Raw genomic sequence first — 17,623 nt, 5'->3', positions numbered from 1 at the left:
AAGTTATAATGCCTGCAATTTCATGGATGCATTATTTAACTTGGAAATGCCGATTATGACTAAATCACAGAACGTAGACCCAGCAGAAATTAAGAAATTCGAAGACATGGCGTCGCGCTGGTGGGATCTCGAAGGCGAGTTTAAGCCTCTACACGAAATTAACCCACTTCGCCTAAATTACGTGCTAGAAAAAACCGAAGGCTTGTTTGGTAAGAAAGTCCTCGATGTAGGCTGCGGCGGCGGTATTTTAGCGGAGAGCATGGCTGTCGAAGGTGCGGTAGTCACTGGCTTAGATATGGGCAAAGAACCACTAGAAGTAGCACGTCTTCACGCCCTAGAAACCGGCACCAAGCTAGATTACATCCAAAGCACGATTGAAGACCATGCAGAGCAAAACCCACAAACTTACGATGTGGTGACATGTATGGAAATGCTGGAGCACGTCCCAGACCCACAATCTGTGATTACTGCTTGTTCGAAATTAGTAAAACCAGGTGGACACGTGTTCTTCTCTACGTTGAACCGTAATTTCAAATCTTACTTGTTCGCGATTGTTGGCGCAGAAAAACTGCTTAGAATTGTTCCAGAAGGCACTCACGAGCATGACAAGTTCATTCGCCCTGCTGAACTTATCAAGATGATAGACAACACCCCACTCCAGGAATTAGGCATCACTGGCCTGCACTACAATCCGTTAACAGACAGTTACCGTTTAAGGCAAAACGTTGATGTTAACTACATAGTTCACACTAAAAATTTCGCCTAACAAATATCAATAAATCAACCGCAAAATTTTTTAATAAAAAAGACTAATGAAAAGAGTTGCAATTAACATAACTTTGCGACTTTTTTCAGTCTAAACTTCGTGCACCAGCTTCCATTTTGACCACCTAGATTTAAATTTAATCGCCGAAAATCCGTCGCTCATTTTGCCCAAAGATCAAGGGATTTTTTTTTATCGGCGTGCAAAAATAAAGCATCCTTAAAAGGCGAGTTTTATACAATCAAGTGACATCTAACCTCATCAGTTAGTGGTCACTTACAGTTTTTTTTCAATCCACCACTTATCCACAAGCAACCCCATTTCTTTGCCTTGAAAAATATCAGTTGTAGCACTATCTTGTAACCCAACAAACAAATGACCCCTATATGTTGTGTTTGAACTACAATGTATGGGTAGACCAAGATCACAAAGCCGAAACGTAATTTACAAAAATTACACAAAAATAGACAAAAACACGGCCTTGTTTAGTTTTGTTAGGGAAATTAAGCAGAATGAACCAACAACTTACTGTTACTAAGCGTAACGGGCGCAAAGAAACGATCGATTTAGAAAAAATCCATCGCGTGATCACATGGGCAGCTGAAGGCTTGCACAATGTTTCTGTATCACAAGTAGAATTGAAAGCTCACATTCAGTTTTACGATGGCATTACCACTACTGATATCCATGAGACAATCATCAAGTCAGCAGCGGATCTAATCTCTGAAGAGACTCCAGATTACCAATATCTTGCAGCACGTCTTGCAGTATTCCACCTACGTAAAAAAGCGTACGGCAAATACGAGCCACCTGCTCTTTACGACCACGTTGCAAATCTTGTTGATATGGGTAAATACGATAGCCACCTAATGGAAGACTACACGAAGGCTGAGTTCGATGAACTTGACTCGTACATCGACCATAAGCGTGACTTAGATTTTTCTTACGCAGCGGTTAAACAGCTTGAAGGTAAATACTTCGTGCAAAACCGTGTAACGAAAGATATCTACGAGAGTGCTCAGTTCCTTTACATTCTAGTTGCTGCGTGTCTATTCGCTAAATACCCGAAATCGACTCGTCTTGACTATATCAAACGTTTTTACGACGCATCGTCTACGTTTAAGATTTCTCTACCTACACCGATCATGTCTGGTGTACGTACGCCTACTCGTCAATTCAGTTCTTGTGTACTGATCGAGTGTGGTGACAGCCTTGATTCTATCAACGCAACTGCAAGCTCAATTGTTCGTTACGTGTCTCAACGTGCTGGTATCGGTATCAACGCAGGTCGTATCCGTGCTCTTGGTTCTGAGATTCGCGGTGGTGAAGCGTTCCACACAGGCTGTATCCCTTTCTACAAATACTTCCAAACAGCAGTAAAATGTTGTTCTCAAGGCGGTGTTCGTGGTGGTGCAGCAACGGTATTCTACCCACTATGGCACGGTGAAGTTCAGTCTCTACTAGTACTGAAGAACAACCGTGGTGTTGAAGAGAACCGTGTTCGTCACATGGATTACGGCGTACAGCTGAACAAGCTTATGTACTCTCGTCTAGTTCAAGGTGGCAACATCAGCCTGTTCTCACCATCTGATGTACCTGGCCTATACGACGCGTTCTTCGAAAACCAAGAGCGTTTTGAAGAGCTGTACGTTAAGTACGAAAACGATCCGTCAATCAAGCGTGAAACAGTAAAAGCAGTAGAGCTATTCTCTCTATTGATGCAAGAGCGTGCTTCTACTGGTCGTATCTACATTCAGAACGTTGACCACTGTAATACACACAGCCCGTTTGATTCTGAAGTTGCCCCTGTTCGTCAATCGAACCTATGTCTAGAAATCGCGCTGCCAACTAAGCCACTTTCTAACGTAGAAGATGACGAAGGTGAAATTGCCCTATGTACGCTTTCAGCATTTAACCTTGGCGCAATCAACGAACTGGATGACCTAGCAGAGCTTTCTGAACTGGTTGTTCGTGCTCTAGACGCACTTCTTGATTACCAAGATTACCCGCTTCCAGCAGCATACAAGTCGACAATGAACCGTCGTACTCTAGGTGTAGGTGTTATCAACTACGCATACTACCTAGCGAAGAATGGTGTTAAGTACTCTGACGGCAGTGCAAATGGCCTGACGCACCGTACTTTTGAAGCGATTCAATACCATCTACTTAAAGCGTCTGTAGAACTAGCGAAAGAGCAAGGCCGTTGCCCATCTTTCCACGAGACTAACTACGCGAAAGGTCTACTGCCAATCGACACTTACAAGAAAGATGTCGATTTAGTATGTGATGAGCCTCTACACTACGATTGGGATGCGCTACGTGAAGAGATCATGGAGCACGGTCTGCGTAACTCTACGCTAACTGCGCTTATGCCTTCTGAGACTTCGTCTCAAATTTCGAACGCGACTAACGGTATCGAGCCACCACGTGGTTACGTATCAGTGAAAGCATCGAAAGACGGCATCCTGAAGCAAGTGGTTCCTGATTTCCTAAATCTTAAAGAGAACTACGAGCTACTTTGGAACATTGGTTCTAACGACGGTTACCTACACCTAGTGGGTATCATGCAAAAATTCGTTGACCAAGCTATCTCTGCAAACACTAACTATGATCCAAGTGTTTACGATAGCGGTAAAGTACCAATGAAGAAGCTGCTTCAAGACCTACTGACTGCTTACAAGTTTGGCGTTAAGACGCTTTACTACCATAACACTCGTGATGGTGCTAAAGACGACCAAGGCGACGCAGTAACAGTGCCGGAAGAAGATTGTGAAGGCGGCGGTTGTAAGATCTAAACCGCAGTAAAATATTAAGACCCCAGAGAAGTTAGCTTCTCTGGGTTTAAAGCATTAACAGGGTTCGTTTTATAACGAGTCTTTAAAGGATTTGGGGCATTTATGGCTTACAGTACTTTTTCTCAGAATAAAAATGATCAACTAAAAGAACCAATGTTCTTGGGTCAGTCGGTTAACGTTGCACGTTACGACCAACAAAAATTCGAAATCTTCGAGAAGCTTATCGAGAAGCAACTTTCTTTCTTCTGGCGTCCAGAAGAAGTAGACGTGTCTAGCGACCGTATCGACTACAACAAGCTTCCCGAGCATGAAAAGCACATCTTCATCTCTAACTTGAAGTACCAAACACTGCTTGATTCTATCCAAGGCCGTAGCCCGAACGTTGCCCTACTTCCACTAGTATCACTACCGGAAGTTGAAACTTGGATTGAGACTTGGTCTTTCTCTGAAACGATTCACTCTCGTTCATACACGCACATCATCCGTAACATTGTGAATGATCCAGGCCTAGTATTCGACGACATCGTTGAAAACGAAGAGATCCTTAAGCGTGCTAAAGACATCGCGTTCTACTACGACGACCTTATCCAGCTAACTGCGGATTACCACCGCTACGGTGAAGGCAACCACAACATCAACGGCGAAGACGTTAAAATTTCACTTCATGACCTGAAGAAGAAGCTTTACCTATGTCTAATGTCGGTAAACGCACTAGAAGCAATTCGTTTCTACGTAAGCTTTGCATGTTCATTTGCATTCGCTGAGCGTGAGCTAATGGAAGGTAACGCGAAAATCATCAAGCTAATTGCTCGTGATGAAGCGCTTCACCTAACTGGTACTCAGCACATGATCAACTTGCTACGTAACGGTCAAGACGACTTCACATTCATGCAAATCGCAGAGGAGTGTAAGCAAGAGTGTTTCGACCTATTCAAGCAAGCGGCTGAACAAGAAAAAGAGTGGGCAGAATACCTATTCAAAGATGGTTCTATGATTGGTCTAAACAAAGACATTCTTTGCCAATACGTTGAATACATCACTAACATCCGTATGCAAGCGGTTGGTCTAGGCACTGCTTACCCTGAAGCAACATCGAACCCTATTCCATGGATCAACGCTTGGTTGTCTTCTGATAACGTACAAGTTGCTCCACAAGAAGCTGAAATCAGTTCTTACCTAGTTGGTCAGATCGACAACGAAGTGAAAGCTGACGACTTTGAAGGATTTGAGCTGTAATGCCAACAATCAAAATCAACAAGCTAACTTCAATTGAATCTAACCCATCAAATACGCTATTGGAAACAATGGAACAGGCAGGATTAGAGCCAGAATACAACTGCCGTGATGGCCACTGTGGTGCTTGTCGCTGTACATTGGATTCTGGTGAGGTTGAGTACGTTGGTTTTGCAATGGCTTACACACAAGACAACGAGATTTTACCTTGTATCTGCAAAGCGAAATCCGATCTATCATTGAGTAACGTGATCCATCGAAACAAGCAAAAACGTGCTTAATTGGTTCGACTTGTTTCGAATCGCGTGAATTACACGGCAACTCGAAAGCTTCAAGAGATCCAGCGAAAAGGGTCCGCCTCCTCTAGGAATGCGGACCCTTTTTTATTTTAATGCATGGTGATTTGAATACCATGTTTTCAATACTCACTCTACTGCTTAGAATAAGACTTCCTGTCGACAGCGACAACACTCAAACCTTTCTTAATGAGTGAGGCTCAACGTCACTGAACCGATGTAACTAGCGCTTCTACACTCTCCACAGCCATTACACTTATCTAAAGCGGAGCTAGGTAGCTCACCAGCTTCAATCTTTATAGCGCCTGCTGAACAAGCAGTCTGACAGGCGTGACAATCTATTTGCATGTAGTTATTGCAGCTATCAGCAAAGGCCCAACACCTCTGTAGATGTTGGGCCTTTTTCTTTGCTCTGTCTTAACCTTAGTTTAAGATAACTTGGTTAGTGACAAAAGCGGCTTACTTGATGATCGCTGAAGGGATAAACATATCCTTCACGCGTTTTACTGACGAATAATCACCAAACATAGGTTTATTGTCTAGATGCCTTCTGAGCATGTCCGCAGCGACAGTTTTGATGATGGTGCGTGCATCTTCGCGCTTGTATTGGCGGTAAAACTCCAGCACTTGTCCCCACTCACCCGCTTCGCTCGACAAAGCAACACTAAAGGTATTGCCCTCTAACTTACCCGTGACTAAGGCCAACTCAGTGCCGCACTTTTCTCTTGTCGCGCCAGCCAAAGCAAACGTTGCGGCTAGTGAGTCGTTCTTTTCAAGCTCACTCTCTTTTGGCTCCGCCATCACCCAAGAGTGACCGAAGCAATCTTCAACTTGTTTATTCGATTGTAGCCAAGCTGAAAGTGCACCTTTGGTTGATACTTCCGATACCGACAAGGTTTTCTTTCTTTCCGCCATAATATGACCGATATGGTCGATCATAGGCTCATCAACACTGACAACGTTACTCTCTAACAGCTTGTACACCATTTGTAGAAGCTTGACGCGAGTTTCTAGGTCCGACTTAGGCCCAAACAGTTTCACTTCAATAAACGGCAGGTAAGAACGATAGCCCAGTTCATAACCTTCCGGCAGTTTCAATTGGTCTAACACGTCAGAAATACCAGACTCGGATAAACCAAAGGTAAACAAACGGCTGCATTCAGACGCGACTACTGGAGGATAAGTGCGAGCAAGGTCAGGGATGATTTCAAAGCTCACCATGCGCTTAAACTCACTCGGTACGCCCGGCGTGAAATAGAAAGTCGCATCGTTAATCTTCAGCTTAAAGCCACAAGCAGTGCCAACAGGGTTATCGACAATTTCTGAGCCTGCTGGTAACAAAGCCTGCTTTAGGTTGCTGTCTGGCATCGGCATACCGCGTCCAGAAAACATCTCTTCCATACGTTTTAGCCATTCAGGAAACATGACTAATTCCTGCTCTGAAGCCGACGCTGCAGCCGCTGCGCTCATATCATCGGTAGTCGGGCCCAATCCACCATTCACAATAACCACATCGTAGTTAAAGCTCAGCATCAACAATTCTTCGACTAAGGCATTCATTTGGTCACCAACAGTGGAACGTTTAGCCAAAGCAAAACCGTGCTGGTAAAACTCAGCTGACATCCAAGCCGCGTTCGTGTCTACAATGTCACCGTGAAGAACTTCTTCACCTGTGCTTAACATTGCGATTTTCGTCATGTTTCTATCCCTTGTAGTCATAAAAAGACGCTGCATTATCTACAAACTGGTCTATGTTAAAGTTTGAGCTATTTTGCTTTTTAACAAATATTAATAATGTTAAATCTAAGGTTTTCTTAGGAAAAGCGATAAATTATTAGTTCACTAAATCAGGCATTTAATAGATAATTGTGACCCTGATCAATTCGAAACTTTCTCATGGAGACCCTTGTGGCCAAATCACCGTTACTAGCAAAGGTTACTGCTGCATTCTCAATGCTAATGTCAGTTAACTCGGTTGCAAGCCAATACGACTTCGACCAGCCAATAAACCTTTCTTATTCGGATGAATGTGCTCAAGATTACTGTGTAAATGATAGCTTGTACACCTACAAGCCTAGTACTAATTACGCACTGAGCGAATCTAGCGAAGAGTATGATTTCTCAATCCAACAACCAAGGCACCTTTTGGTCAGTGAAGAGAAAAATTGGGATTACCTAATGAGTCAAACCTACACCATTCTTGGCTTAAGTGTGGCGACCGTTGGTTTGATGACCTTCTTACCAGAAAGTATCACTAAATGGGACGACGACCAACGTGACTTAAGTAAGCTAGGTCAAAAGTGGAAAGATAACGTATCTGAAGGCCCAGTCTGGGACCGCGACGAACACTTCCTCAACTATGTGATGCACCCGTATTTTGGTGGTGTTTACTACACAGCTGCACGTCACGCCGGTTACAACGAGTTTGAATCTTTCATGTATTCTTGGACGATGTCGACCTTCTTCTGGGAATACGGTGTAGAAGCATTTGCAGAAGTGCCTTCGTGGCAAGACCTTTTCATCACACCTTTCTTCGGTGCGGTTGTGGGTGAAATAATGCTAGAAACTGAGCAAGACATCATTGCTTCAGGTGGTGAAGTGATGGGTTCTCAAACCATGGGTGACATTTCTCTATTCTTCCTTAACCCTGTTGGTCATATCCACTACTGGGTTAGCGATGCATGGGGTGGTGACGCAGAAGTTAACCTGAACACTAACCCTTGGTGGGATAACCAAGATGCCGCGAAATTCGCTTACGATGCTGGCGCGCCATACGACTCTCAGTTTGTTGGTATGAACTTTAAAGTAACCTTCTAATACAACGACCAGGTTACTTTTGGTAGTAACCAAAACTTTTCTAAAAAGCGGCTTTTAAGCCGCTTTTTTTGTGCCCTACTCTTCATTCTCTTTTTTTGCGACGCAGCTTAGTTTCAAAAATTGACACAGGTCAAACATTATTCGATGTAAACTTCTACACTGAAATTAAAGAACTTTATCGCTTAATATCATACATTTAATTAGCAATGATTAATTGAAACTTTGGGGGCTGATATGAACACTACATTTATCGTAAACTTTATCGGAAAAGCGTCACCTGCGACGATCAAGCAACTCGCTGCGGTGACTCATGAAAACGACGGCAAATGGCTCATCAGTAAAGTGAATTTTATTGAAGACCAAGTAGCAGGTGTAATAAAGGTTCAGCTTCCAGCCATCAATAAATCGATTGTTAAAGAGGCATTCAGCGCTAACCCAGACCTGATTGTCCATTTTGTTGATTCAGACCATACACATAATGTTCAAGATACCATTCACCATCTGAGACTCGATTCTAACGATCGCGCCGGTATCGTCAATGAAGTGACACACGTACTCGATAGACAAGGTATCAATATTCTCGACATGGATTGCCAGCGCGTATTTATTGCCGGTGGTGGCGGCGTTAGCTCAAGCCTGTTTACTTCTAAAATCGCAGTGAAGCTACCAATCGAAGTGCAAATAGATGACGTTATCAATGAACTAGAAACTCTCAGTGAAGATACTCGAGTGATGGTTGAGAGCTAATTGAATTAACCTCCTAACGGCACCCTATCGTTGGGAGGATACTCCCCCCTCTTTACATAAGTTACAAAAAATGTATAAAACCTAAAAAAACATATAAGCACGACATATGAAACAAAGCATTGGTGTCATATTTTTGTTACCATAGATTATCTTATATAATTCAGTCATTTAGGTTTACACATGGAAAGAAAAAGGTCGAGTTGGCAATTTAATGCCATCTCAGTAGTCCTTCTTGCGACACAGTTTAGCGGATGCAAAAGTGGTCATGAAAATAATGATGAAAATACAGCCGACCCAGGATCTACGCCATCAGTAGTTGAAATCAGCGTACCTAACTCGATTTCATTTTCAGAGCCATCATCTGGTTCTAGTACACAATCAATTACTGTTTCTCTTTCCGAAGCCTTAACTGAAGATCTGACCTTAACAATCTCGACAAGTGATGTAACAACTCGCTCTGCTGGTACCTTTAAAAACTACGATGCTATCTCCAGTCAAAACGTCAAAATTTCGGCAGGTGCAACCAGCGCTGATCTGCCGCTAAATCTAGTAAACAATAATTTGTACGAGGGTAACAAGACACTTCATTACTCTATTAGTGCTGACAACTATACAAATTACACACTTTCAAACGAGCGAACAGTAGTAACCATTGATGATAGCGATACACAGCCAACGGTTAGTTTTAGTAACGGCTTAAGAACTGTTGTGGAGGGCGATAGCGTTATTCAAACAGTAGAACTAAACCACTATACTTCTAAAGATGTTACGCTGACACTCGCTCAAACAGGCATCGCCACCGCTGAAGACTTCAGTGTTGATATCGTTGGATCAAGTATCAAGATACCCGCAGAAACACTATCAACAAGCATCAAATTTTCTGCTATTGCAGACAGTTTCAATGAAGGGGGAGAATCTGTCATCTATACCATAGCTAGTGCAGGAAACACGGCTATCGATGCTAAGAACAATTCTCTTGCGTTCTATATTCCCGGCCAAAAAAGCTTCAACGATACGGGTTATGTGACCTATTTCGATGGCACAGCATACGACAGCGTCACGCCCCCCGCCTCGCACCCTAATCAAGATGCCGATTTTGGTTTAGATGTAACAAATGGAGACGAACATTCGGATGGAGAGTATGGCTTCCGCTACACCAAGTTAGATGCTCACGGAAACCGTCTAACACCTAGCGCTACTGATTGGCGCTGCGTTAGAGACGAACATACCGGATTATATATTGAAGCGAAACAAGATCCGATAGCACTGCCCAGCAAATCAGAGGTAGACACCTGGGTCAAGAACCACAAAAACGACCCTGACGCCAACCCTTACCCATGGGATAGCCAGTCAAGCTCATGGAGAAGCGCATCATACACATATACTTGGTACGACTCTGACAATACAGCCAATGGCGGCTATGCCGGAGCACCCAATGATCTCTTGTATAGCGCCGGCCCGATATCTTCTCAATGTGCTTACATTAATGATGGTTCAGGAAGCAACTACTGTAATACAGCTAGCTATATTGATAGCCTAAACAGTCGCTCAATTTGCGGTATTACAGATTGGCGATTACCGTCCCCTGTTGAGGCCCGCTCATTTATTAACTTCAATGTCGGCAGCGCCCCTGCTGGCACCATTGATTTCTTTCCTAATCTTGGAGAGCGACTCTTCACACATTCTAGTTCTGTTAAGCAAGATGGTAGTGCTAGATGTATTGACTCTCAAAATGGTGAACTTGAGCTATGTAATAAAAACATTGCAGGTTCGACAGGGGTTGTGGCTGTAAGTGGAGGTATTGAATAATGAGACTAAAACTATTCTTAGGTGTAACAGCCTCTTTGTTAAGTGCAAATACCATCGCTCAAGCCTGCGTACAAACTCAAACGCCCTCTCACCAAGACGGGCAATTTATTGATCGTAAAGATGGCACATTACTAGACGTAACGACTAATTTACTTTGGTCAAAATGCAACCTAGGTGAAACCTACAATCAATCCAATGACACATGTGATGGTACCGCGATTAAATATCAGAATTGGCAGGATGCGCTCATCGCAACCAAAAATTCGGATCTGACCACTATTGCTGGCCAATCTGGTTTTCGGTTACCTAACATTAAAGAGTTAAGTTCAATCGTTGATTATAGCTGTACTAGACCAGCAATAAACCTGACGTACTTCCCAACCACAACCAATGAACCTTACTGGACGAACACACCAGACGCACACAAAATTAATAGTGCCTATGATGGTTTAATCATTGATTTCGACGACGCTCTGGAAACGATTACAGTTCCAAGTAACTTTCCTTCCCCTCTTATTAGATTAGTTAAACCATTTAACTAGTTTTGTTCGAAACCGGAAATGAAAAAGAGCAGCTGAATCGCTGCTCTTTTGACTTATATAAAATATGATTCACTTACTTAACCGACCATTGTGACAATGAGCGTTTAAAGTCTTGATAGCCAAACTCATTCAGCTTTTGAATGTCGCCACTACTGCGCTCACAGTAGATTGATGGCATCTTCAGGCCGTTGAACCAGTTAAGCTTCACCATGGTGTAACCTGCGCTGTCCAACAAGTGAAGTTTTTGACCGATCTGCAATGGCTCATCAAATCTCGCCTCGCAGAACTGATCACCCGCCAGACATGAACATGAACCAATCACATAATCATGACTGCCGTTTTCAGACGCTTCTAATACCGATGCAGGCTCATTGTAGATAAGCGTATCAAGGCGGTGTGCTTCGGTTGCTGAATCTACAATCGCGGTTTTCTTCACGTTCTCAACGATATCAACCACGGTCACAACCAAATTCGTTGTTTTGGTAATGATAGCTTCTCCCGGCTCGAGGTACATTTGCACGCCGTGCTTTTCAGAGAAGGCTTTTAGCGCAAGGCCAAGCTTCTCAATATCATAGCCCGGCCAAGTGAAGAATATGCCACCGCCCATGCTCACCCAATCTAACTTATCTAGGTGCTCACCAAACTGCTCAGAGATTGAATCAAGCAAACCGATAAAGGCATCAACGTCTTTATTCTCACAGTTCATGTGGAACATAACACCGTCAATATCTTCAAAAACCTCTGGCTTGATATAATCCGCTTGAACACCTAAACGAGAAAACTGACGCGCTGGGTTTGCTAGATCTTGCCCTGCGTAGCTCACACCAGGGTTAAGACGTAAGCCCAATGACGCCTTGCCTTCAACGATATGTCGGTAAGCGGCCAGTTGGCTTTGTGAGTTGAAGATCATCTTATCGCAGATGTCAGCCACTTCTCTTACGTCTTCTTCGCTGTAACCCACACTGTATGCGTGCGTCTCACCACCAAACGTTTCGTGGCCAAGCTTTACTTCGTATGGGCCAGAGCTTGTTGTGCCATCCAAATAAGGCTTGATGATGTCAAACACCCCCCATGTAGAGAAGCACTTAAGTGCTAATACTAACTTCACACCTGAAATCTCTTTCAGCTGCTTAGCTTTCTCTAGATTCGCGATCAACTTATCTTCGTTAATCATGAAGTAAGGCGTTTTTAGTTCGTTGTTTTGCATGTTAATACCTTCGGCCTTCGAGTTCACGAAGGCACATGATAATCGAACAAAGCCGACGCTAAGGCACCGGCATATCATTATGCGTTGTTGTCATTCCGAGCCAATTCGCAGAACTTTGCCCTTGTAGCTAGGACATCGCGCGGAGTTTACGAATGTAAATGAGCACGATGGACAACGCAACGAGGGCAAAGAGCCAGAATTACTTCAAAGTATGGATTAAAGGTAGACCTTGCCCCGGCTCTAGCTCTTGAACATGCCAATCTAGACCAATTTCTGGCATGGTTGCTAGGAACGGGTCAGGGTTCAGCTGTTCCATGTTGAATACACCTTTAGCAGCCCATTCGCCACGGAAGAACTGAAGTGCAGCGGTAATTGCAGGAACACCTGTAGTGTAAGAGATCGCTTGGTGTTCTACATCTGCATAAGCCACTTCGTGGTCGGCATTATTGTAAATAAATACACTGCGCTCTTTACCATCTTTCTTACCTTGAACCCAGGTACCGATACAGGTTAAACCTGTGTAACCTGGAGCAAGAGATGTTGGGTCTGGTAGCAGTGCTTTTAGCACGTGCAGAGGCTGAACTACTGTGCCGTCGTGCAGTGTTAGCGGCTCTGGGCTAAGAAGGCCGATGTCACGCATACAGTTGAAGTAGTTTAGGTACTTATCACCAAATCCCATCCAGAACTCGATACGCTTAGCTGGGATGAACTCTTTCATTGAACGCACTTCATCGTGCGCCATTGAGTACACTTTGTGAGTGCCACAGTTAGGGAAATCAAACTCAAGCATACGAGAGTGACAAGGTACTTGCTTCCACTCTTCATTTTCCCAGTAGAAAGAGTCACCTTGGATCTCAAGCATGTTGGTTTCTGGGTCAAAGTTTGTCGCAAACTTCTTACCGTGGTCACCTGCGTTTACATCCATTACGTCGATCGTGTCGATCTCATCGAATAAGTGCTTAACCGCGTGCGCTGCAAATACTGAAACCACACCAGGATCGAAACCCGCACCAAGAATGCCTGTGATGCCCGCTTCAGCGAACTTCTCACGGTAACCCCACTGCCAATCGTAAGCTTGTGGCACTTGTTGGCCTTCAGAACATAGGTCAACCGCTACCGATGTATCTAGGTAAGAGACTTTTGCTTGGTAACACGCTTCCATGATCGCCATGTTTACCCAAGGAGGACCAGCGTTGATGACTAGATCTGGTTTCACTTCATTAATCAAAGCAACAAGAGCATCAACATCGTCAGCATCTACTGCGCGAGCTTCTAGTTTCTTAGTTGAATCTTTAAGGTTGTTCTTACCTTTGATTGATTCGATGATTTTTTCACACTTAGCAATGGTACGAGAAGCGATTGTGATATCACCCAGAACTTCGTTATTTTGTGCTGCTTTATGTGCAACAACCCAACCAACGCCGCCTGCACCAATTTGTAGAATTGCCATAGTATTAATTATCCTTGTTGTTCTGCTAGCTCTGTCGCTAGAGTTTGAATTTTGTTAATAAGAGATTGGAAATCTGAAGTCTTTAAGCACGGATTCAAGATGGTGAATTTAAGTGCGCTTTTACCATCCACGACCGTTTCACCAAGTACTGCAACGCCACGGGTTAGCGCTTCTAGTCTTAGCGTTTGATTAAGTTTGTCTAAATCAAGCTCACCGTCTGCTGACGGCTTAGCTCGGAACAGCACTGTTGATAGTGATGGCGCTGCAAGCAGCTCCAAGTCAGCTTGGTTTTGAATCAGGTCTGCCACTTCTAGCGTTTGCTCAAGAAGATGATCGTACATATCACCTAATTGCTTTGGCCCTACGCTCTGCATTGTCATGAATACTTTCAATGCATCAAAACGTTTAGTTGTCGCGATAGACTTGTCGACTAAGTTCGGCAATTCATCGTGTTCACGGTTTAGATAGTCTGCGTGATGCAGAAGGTACTTAAAGTTCGCTTTGTCTTTCAGCAACACCGCGCCGCAGCTGATTGTTTGGTAGAAAAGCTTGTGGAAATCGACGCTCACTGAATCTGCTTTTTCAATACCTTGTAAGCGAGCCTTGTGGCTACTTAAGATAAGTGCGCCACCGTAAGCACTGTCGACATGGAACCAAAGGCCTTGTTGGATAGCGATGTCTGCAATTGCATCAAGGTCATCGATCGCACCATGATCAGTTGTACCTGCCGTGCCAACTACCGCAAAAGGAATCAGCCCTTGCGCTTTTAGCGCTTTCACTTTTGCATCCAACAAATCGGGTTTGATGGTGCCGTTTGCGTTTGTCTCAACACAGCACACCGCACTCTCGCCTAAGCCAAGTAGTGACGCAGATTTTTGAACCGTGAAGTGAGATTTGTTTGAGCACAAGATGCGAAGCTTGCTTGCATACTCCGGCAGACCTAACTTTTGAATTGAGTGACCATTGTGCTTATCAGCAACCCAGTCTCTCGCGAGCAATAAGCCCATTAGGTTACTTTGCGTGCCGCCGCTGGTGAAAACACCGTCCGCTTGCTCGCCAAGTTGGTACTTATCGCACATCCAATCGACCACGCGCTGTTCAACATACGTTGCAGCCGATGCTTGGTCCCATGAGTCCATAGATTGATTCAGAGCGGCGATAATCGATTCCGCCGCTACCGATGCTATGAGAGGAGGCGTATGAAGGTGTGCGATACAGTCAGGGTGTTGCACAAAGATAGAGTTAGCCGCGACTAGGTCAGCGGTACTGTACACAACATCAACCAAAGTGTGCTGGTGGCTATCGAGATCAACAGCATTGATAGACGCTTCTAGCACTTTGGGGCCAAGTCCTGAATAAGGGGTTTCAACTTGCTCAAAAACCGTTTTCATCGCCAGAGTGGTTTGGTTCATCACATTGGCAAACTCGTCACTACCATGAGGGCCAGTGTGAATGAAATGCTTATTCCATTCTTGGTTTGGCTGTTCACCAGAGGCTGGGTCTTCTTGAACACCGCCACCAGCCGCAACGATGGCTTCTTCCATTACACGTAGAGCAAAATCAATCTGTTCGAAAGAGATAATCATCGGTGGCAGGAAGCGAATCACTGAGCCATCACGACCGCCTTTCTCAACCATTAAACCGCGCTCTAGCGCTGCACGTTGAATCGCTAGTGTCAGTTCACCATCTGATTTCGGCTCACCAAATTTATTAAGTTCGCCGTTTGGTTGCTTGATCTCAGCGCCAAGCATCAGGCCTTTACCACGAACTTCAGCAATACAGTTCACGCGAGATTGGATTTTTTCTAGACCTTGACGTAGATATTGGCCGGCAATCTTTGCATGCTCAACCAAGCCGTCACGCTCGATGATTTCCAACGCTTTCGCACCAGACACCATTGCTAGTTGATTACCACGGAAAGTACCCGTGTGCTCGCCCGCTTTCCAAGTGTCGATACTCTTATTAAACACAAGCAGTGACATCGGGAGCCCACCACCGATCGCTTTAGACAGACACAAGATATCAGGGGTAACGCCCGATTCTTCAAACGCGAATCGATGACCTGTTTTACCGACACCACACTGAATTTCATCAAAAATCAGTAAGATACCGTGCTCGTCACAGATACGGCGCAAGCCTTGTAGCCAAGACGCAGGAGCTGGAATCACACCGCCCTCACCTTGTACGGGCTCAACGATCATTGCAGCTGGCTTCATGATGCCAGACTCATCATCGTTCAACATGCGTTCGATGTAACGAATGCTTGCTTTAGCCCCGGCTTCTCCGCCAATGCCAAACGGGCAACGTAGGTTGTATGGGAAAGGCATAAAGTGCACATCAGACATCAAACCGCTGCGACGTTCTTTTGTACCTAGGTTACCCATCATGCCCATGGTTCCATTGGTCATGCCATGGTAAGCACCACGGAAAGCAAACATGGTATTGCGACCTGTGGTTTGCTTGGCTAGCTTGATCGCCGCTTCAACAGCATCTGCGCCGGATGGACCACAGAATTGAATCACTGAGTTGTTTGAAAACTCTTGAGGAAGAAAGGCTTTCACTCGCTTGATAAACGTCTCTTTTGCTTGAGTCGTGATATCAAGAGTTTGGTATGGTAAACCAGAATCGAGTTGGTCTTTGAGTGTTTGATTAATCTCTGGGTGGTTATAACCCAAAGAAAGTGTACCCGCACCGGCTAAGCAATCTAAAAATAGTTGTCCACGAGTATCTTCAACCAAGGCACCGCATGCTCGCTTGATAGCAATTGGTAGGCGTCTTGGGTATGAGCGAACATCCGATTCGTGCTGCTCTTGCTCAAGCAAAATAGCATCTGGTGTTAGGTCATAAGTTCCCTCTAAGATAGGAACCATAGTTGAAAATGAATTTGCGATAGTGTTGATATCGACTTCAAAGGCGGTAGTCATAAAAATTCCCTTGAATATGTTCATGCTCACTTCCAGCAAACGCAAATACACACCAGCCCTCTCGATTAACCAGAGTTCTTAATGAAATACGCATATTGTCTAGAAATGAGATATGGCTGTACGCCCGCATAAGTCAAACGACGAATACGAGATTAAGCTGCCTTAAGACAGTGAAAAATTGTTAGCGCGAGCTCAAGGTTCAGTAATGCTACTGTTTTGAAGAATTGGACATTTTTGCAGGATCGGGCAGCTATGAGGAGCTGGTCCCTTTGGAAATGCAGAGCTGATTAACAGTGTTGTAGTTAGTATATTCAATGTTGGGTTTCCCATTAGCATGGCGAACTGCGCCATAAGTATCCCGTCTATCAGCTAAAGGACTAGCCGATACCTACCCTACGTAATGTCCCAATCAGCAAGAATGGTCATTACGCGTATCCCCCAGAAAGCAATCGCGGCTCTTTTAGAACATCGGCCGTTCCGAGATTGCGCGGAAAAGTAACATAAAGCGAAACGAACTATCAATAGTTTTTAACAATTGGTTAATTAATACGCGCAGCGAATTAGAGTTTGCTCTAAATATCAACAACATAGAGCATAAGAGCGAGATCTCCGGTTCGTTCGCCCCTCACGCCCGAGGATGACGGCGAGGGTGTACAAACACTGTTAGAAAGTTTTTAGGCTATAAGCCTCTTTCGGTAGATGATGACAAACTAAATACCCAAAAGGTATATTACGAAGGCTTTGAAGCCGCAACCGCCTACGTCACTCCCTAGCGCGAGGAACGCGTTCATAGGAAATCTCGCTTTTAAAAGCTAAGTGATAGAAATGAAGTTTGAGTACGGGTTCGAATAAGAAGAATGCTGATATGGAAACGCTGAAGACAAAAACTAAAAAGTCGAACATTTCTGTTCGGGCTTTTCAATTTGGAGCTGCGCGACCGGCTAGGTACACGGGGTCAACTCGTGACCTCATGTCTCAAATTACTTTAGTATGTTTCAAACGCAAAAAAGGCTCGTCATTTCTGACGAGCCTTTTTCAAA

Annotated in this window: 12 protein-coding genes; 8 read left to right on the top strand and 4 right to left on the bottom strand. The window is 44.3% G+C overall.

All coding sequences use genetic code 11. The annotated features are described in order from the left end of the window. The first annotated feature begins 55 nt into the window (after nt 1-55). The 4 genes from ubiG (at nt 56) to yfaE (ending at nt 5,072) form a co-directional block, all read left to right on the top strand. Nucleotides 56-766: a bifunctional 2-polyprenyl-6-hydroxyphenol methylase/3-demethylubiquinol 3-O-methyltransferase UbiG gene (gene ubiG, locus ACTRWI_RS12755; protein ID WP_499131885.1), complete on the top strand. Its 711-nt coding sequence runs from the start codon at nt 56-58 to the stop codon at nt 764-766. Between the two features lie 509 nt (nt 767-1,275). After that, on the top strand, nt 1,276-3,558 hold the full coding sequence (gene nrdA / locus ACTRWI_RS12750) for a class 1a ribonucleoside-diphosphate reductase subunit alpha (protein WP_499131883.1): 2,283 nt from the start codon (nt 1,276-1,278) through the stop codon (nt 3,556-3,558). Between the two features lie 102 nt (nt 3,559-3,660). Next, on the top strand, nt 3,661-4,794 hold the full coding sequence (gene nrdB, locus ACTRWI_RS12745; protein WP_004740227.1) for a class Ia ribonucleoside-diphosphate reductase subunit beta: 1,134 nt from the start codon (nt 3,661-3,663) through the stop codon (nt 4,792-4,794). After that, a complete protein-coding gene (gene yfaE / locus ACTRWI_RS12740) occupies nt 4,794-5,072 on the top strand; it encodes a class I ribonucleotide reductase maintenance protein YfaE (RefSeq protein ID WP_004740229.1) in 279 nt (92 codons plus the stop codon). Before nrdB ends, yfaE begins: the two co-directional genes overlap by 1 nt. 474 nt (nt 5,073-5,546) lie before the next feature. Here yfaE and ACTRWI_RS12735 read toward each other — a convergent pair whose 3' ends face one another. Next, nucleotides 5,547-6,785, bottom strand: coding sequence for a CinA family nicotinamide mononucleotide deamidase-related protein (locus ACTRWI_RS12735; RefSeq protein WP_499131881.1), 1,239 nt, complete (start codon nt 6,783-6,785; stop codon nt 5,547-5,549). Between the two features lie 210 nt (nt 6,786-6,995). Between ACTRWI_RS12735 and ACTRWI_RS12730 the strand changes: the two genes are divergently transcribed. From ACTRWI_RS12730 to ACTRWI_RS12715, 4 genes are all read left to right on the top strand, one after another. Further along, nucleotides 6,996-7,904 (top strand): DUF3943 domain-containing protein, encoded by a 909-nt coding sequence (locus tag ACTRWI_RS12730; RefSeq protein WP_499131880.1) that lies wholly within the window; start codon nt 6,996-6,998, stop codon nt 7,902-7,904. 234 nt (nt 7,905-8,138) lie between these two features. After that, nucleotides 8,139-8,651 (top strand): glycine cleavage system transcriptional repressor, encoded by a 513-nt coding sequence (locus tag ACTRWI_RS12725; RefSeq protein WP_499131878.1) that lies wholly within the window; start codon nt 8,139-8,141, stop codon nt 8,649-8,651. A 180-nt stretch (nt 8,652-8,831) separates the two neighbouring features. After that, on the top strand, nt 8,832-10,460 hold the full coding sequence (locus tag ACTRWI_RS12720; RefSeq protein WP_499131877.1) for an Lcl domain-containing protein: 1,629 nt from the start codon (nt 8,832-8,834) through the stop codon (nt 10,458-10,460). Beyond that, nucleotides 10,460-11,002 (top strand): Lcl C-terminal domain-containing protein, encoded by a 543-nt coding sequence (locus tag ACTRWI_RS12715; protein ID WP_499131875.1) that lies wholly within the window; start codon nt 10,460-10,462, stop codon nt 11,000-11,002. Before ACTRWI_RS12720 ends, ACTRWI_RS12715 begins: the two co-directional genes overlap by 1 nt. Before the next feature lie 73 nt (nt 11,003-11,075). On the opposite strand, the gene nspC is transcribed toward ACTRWI_RS12715, so the two are convergent. The 3 genes from nspC to ACTRWI_RS12700 form a co-directional block, all read right to left on the bottom strand. Further along, a complete protein-coding gene (gene nspC, locus ACTRWI_RS12710) occupies nt 11,076-12,209 on the bottom strand; it encodes a carboxynorspermidine decarboxylase (protein WP_499131874.1) in 1,134 nt (377 codons plus the stop codon). Between the two features lie 199 nt (nt 12,210-12,408). Next, entirely contained in the window at nt 12,409-13,659 is a 1,251-nt protein-coding gene (locus tag ACTRWI_RS12705) for a carboxynorspermidine synthase (RefSeq protein ID WP_499131872.1), read from the bottom strand. An 8-nt stretch (nt 13,660-13,667) separates the two neighbouring features. Then, nucleotides 13,668-16,583 carry a pyridoxal phosphate-dependent class III aminotransferase gene (locus ACTRWI_RS12700; RefSeq protein ID WP_499131870.1) on the bottom strand — a complete coding sequence of 972 codons (2,916 nt, stop codon included), beginning with the start codon at nt 16,581-16,583 and terminating at the stop codon, nt 13,668-13,670. Between the last annotated feature and the right edge of the window lie 1,040 nt (nt 16,584-17,623).

The organism is Pseudoalteromonas sp. G5_S1_14_S5, assembly GCF_054968605.1.
This window is presented reverse-complemented; position numbering and strand designations above follow the sequence as displayed.